Below are 2,378 nucleotides of genomic sequence, written 5' to 3' on the forward strand. Positions count from 1 at the left end.
GACGCCCGCGTGCCGGTCTCGGTGCAGCTGGACCACGCCTCGGACCTCGAGGTCATCCGTGATTCGGTGGCAGCCGGTGCCGACGCGTCCTGGCCGACGGTTCCTCCCTCCCATTCGAGGAAAACATCGCTTTGGTCCGCTCCGTACATGAGGTCGTGCTAGACGCCGGTGCTTCGGACATCGTCATCGAAGCGGAACTTGGCGGGCTGGCGGGCGACGAGGACAAGGCCTTCGGTGCTGACGTTCACGCTCATCCGGCCAGTGTCCATCCGGCGGGCCTGACCGACCCGGGCCAGGTACTGGAATTCGTATACCGCACTGGTGCCCAGCTCCTGGCCGTTGCCGTGGGGAATGCGCATGGCCGTTACACCGGCGAGCCCAGGCTGCACTGGGATGTGCTGGAGGACATTGCATCGCGCACTGAGCTTCCGCTCGTGCTCCACGGCGCGTCAGGCATTCCCGCGGCAGACCTGGTCAAGGCCACGTCAATGCGCGTGGGCAAGGTGAACTTCAACACGGAGCTCCGCACCGGCATCCTCGCCACGCTCGAAGCCGAGACAACCCCGCACCGGGCCGACGGCGAGAACCTCCAGGGCCTGCTGGGGCGCTGGGGTTCCTCGGCAGGGGCGTTCGCCGGAGCAACACTGGACATGCTGAGTCGCTAGGCGCGGCTCGCGGGGTGGCCACGCCGCCGCGCCTCCGCGCAACGCAGGGAGCTAGGATCAGCCATGATCGTAGCCTCCCTGATTTTTGCCCTCCTTGCCGGCTTGCTGCACGTCTACATCTTCAGCATGGAGTCCATCACCTGGACCCGTCCGGCCACGTGGAAGCGCTTTAGCGTCGCTTCCCAGTCCGACGCGGAAACCACCAAGGGCCTCGCCTACAACCAGGGTTTCTACAACCTCTTCCTTGCCATCGGGGCGATCGCCGGGATCGTCTTCGTCGCTCTTGGTCATCCGCAGGTCGGCTGGACCCTCGTCTTCAGCTCGTGCGGCTCCATGCTGCTGGCGGCAATCGTGCTCGCCTTGAGCGGCAAGAAGTACCTCCGCCCCGCGGTTCTTCAGGGCACGACGCCGCTGCTCGCCGTCGTGCTCGGCATCCTTGCCGTGGCGCTCGGCTAAAGATATGAGCGAGCGTTGGCGAAAATGGCGTGAGATGTGAGCGAGCGTTGGCGAAAATGGCGTGAGACGTGAGCGAGTCCTACGAGGCAAACGCTCGCTCACATATGTGCCCTCCGGGCCAGTCGCTCGCTCACTTATGCAGGCTTTTGGCGTGACGCTAGCTCACCCGTCAACACCCTGAACCCCAATTCGGGGTTGAATCCGTGGATCTCCCGCGTGTCCAGTGCCGACATGAAAGCCAGGATCTCCTCCGTGATCACTTGCCCGGGAACCAAGACAGGGAATCCGGGCGGATAGGGGGTGACGAAGGAGGCAGACACCATTTCCTCTCCCGCGGCGACCCTTCGCATAAGTTCGGCCGCACTGAAGTATTCGCAGGATCCGGCTTTGTAGCTCTCGAAGTAGGCGTCCCGCATGTTGCCGTCCGGCGTCTGCGCATCTACCCGGAATCGTTCGGCGAAGCGGCTGAAGTCCGGCAAGGGTGGCGGTGTGCTGGTCAGCGCAGCGACACGGGCAAGGCGCGCTCGCTGACCCAGACCGCTCAGGCCGGATTGCTCATCTTCAAAGGTTTCGGCCAGCTTGACCAGGACCTCAACGAGGTAGGCGACGGCACTCCGCGAGGTGCCGATGTTGGTCATGAAGAGAACGCTGTTCCTCGACGTCTTGTTGACCTGGATCCCGTACTTGTCCATCAGGAAGTCGTGCTTGAAGGTATCGCCGTCCACGCCGGTGAGGCCGATATGCAGGGTCAACCGGCTCGGATCAACAACGAATTCGTCGCGCTCCCAGGCTTCCGACATGGCCGCGAGCCCGTCGCGAAGCGGCATTTGCCGGCTCGTTTCGCGGTACTGAGGCGGTATGAGGTCCTTGGTGCCGAGGACGCGGAAGTACTTCTTCAACAAGGGATGCCTCGCCACGGCCTGGGCGATGCTGACCGCGAGATCTGCCTGCCGTTGCACCAGTTCGTATCCTTCGAACTCGACCTGCCGCCGTCCCATGTCCAAGGAAGCCAGGATCTGGTAGTTGGGGGACGTGGAGGTGTGCGTCATGTACGCCTCCCGGAAGCTCTCCTCGTTCAACTGGCCGAAGTCCTGGTCATGGATATGGATCATGGACCCCTGCCGGAGCGACGTCAGGGTCTTGTGCGTCGACTGCGTTGAGTAGACCCTCACGCGGGCCTTCGCCGGATCGGGCAGCAGTCGTGTCTTCAGGAGCAGCTCATCGCTGACGTGCCCGACGCCGGAACCGGGCCCGCCG

Annotated in this window: 2 protein-coding genes and 1 pseudogene; 2 read left to right on the forward strand and 1 reads right to left on the reverse strand. The window is 63.8% G+C overall.

All coding sequences use genetic code 11. From position 1 onward, the window contains the following. The first annotated feature begins 131 nt into the window (after positions 1-131). The gene (locus tag AHiyo1_RS26480; RefSeq protein WP_253257240.1) at positions 132-665 is read left to right on the forward strand and encodes a class II fructose-bisphosphate aldolase; all 534 of its coding nucleotides are present in this window, start codon (positions 132-134) and stop codon (positions 663-665) included. A 63-nt stretch (positions 666-728) separates the two neighbouring features. Further along, positions 729-1,121, forward strand: coding sequence for a DUF1304 domain-containing protein (locus AHiyo1_RS09320; RefSeq protein ID WP_059388382.1), 393 nt, complete (start codon positions 729-731; stop codon positions 1,119-1,121). A gap of 134 nt (positions 1,122-1,255) precedes the next feature. Here AHiyo1_RS09320 and AHiyo1_RS09325 read toward each other — a convergent pair. After that, positions 1,256-2,378, reverse strand: a pseudogene (locus AHiyo1_RS09325) (ornithine decarboxylase); the annotation flags it as partial.

The organism is Arthrobacter sp. Hiyo1 (assembly GCF_001263615.2).
Lineage (GTDB): Bacteria > Actinomycetota > Actinomycetes > Actinomycetales > Micrococcaceae > Arthrobacter.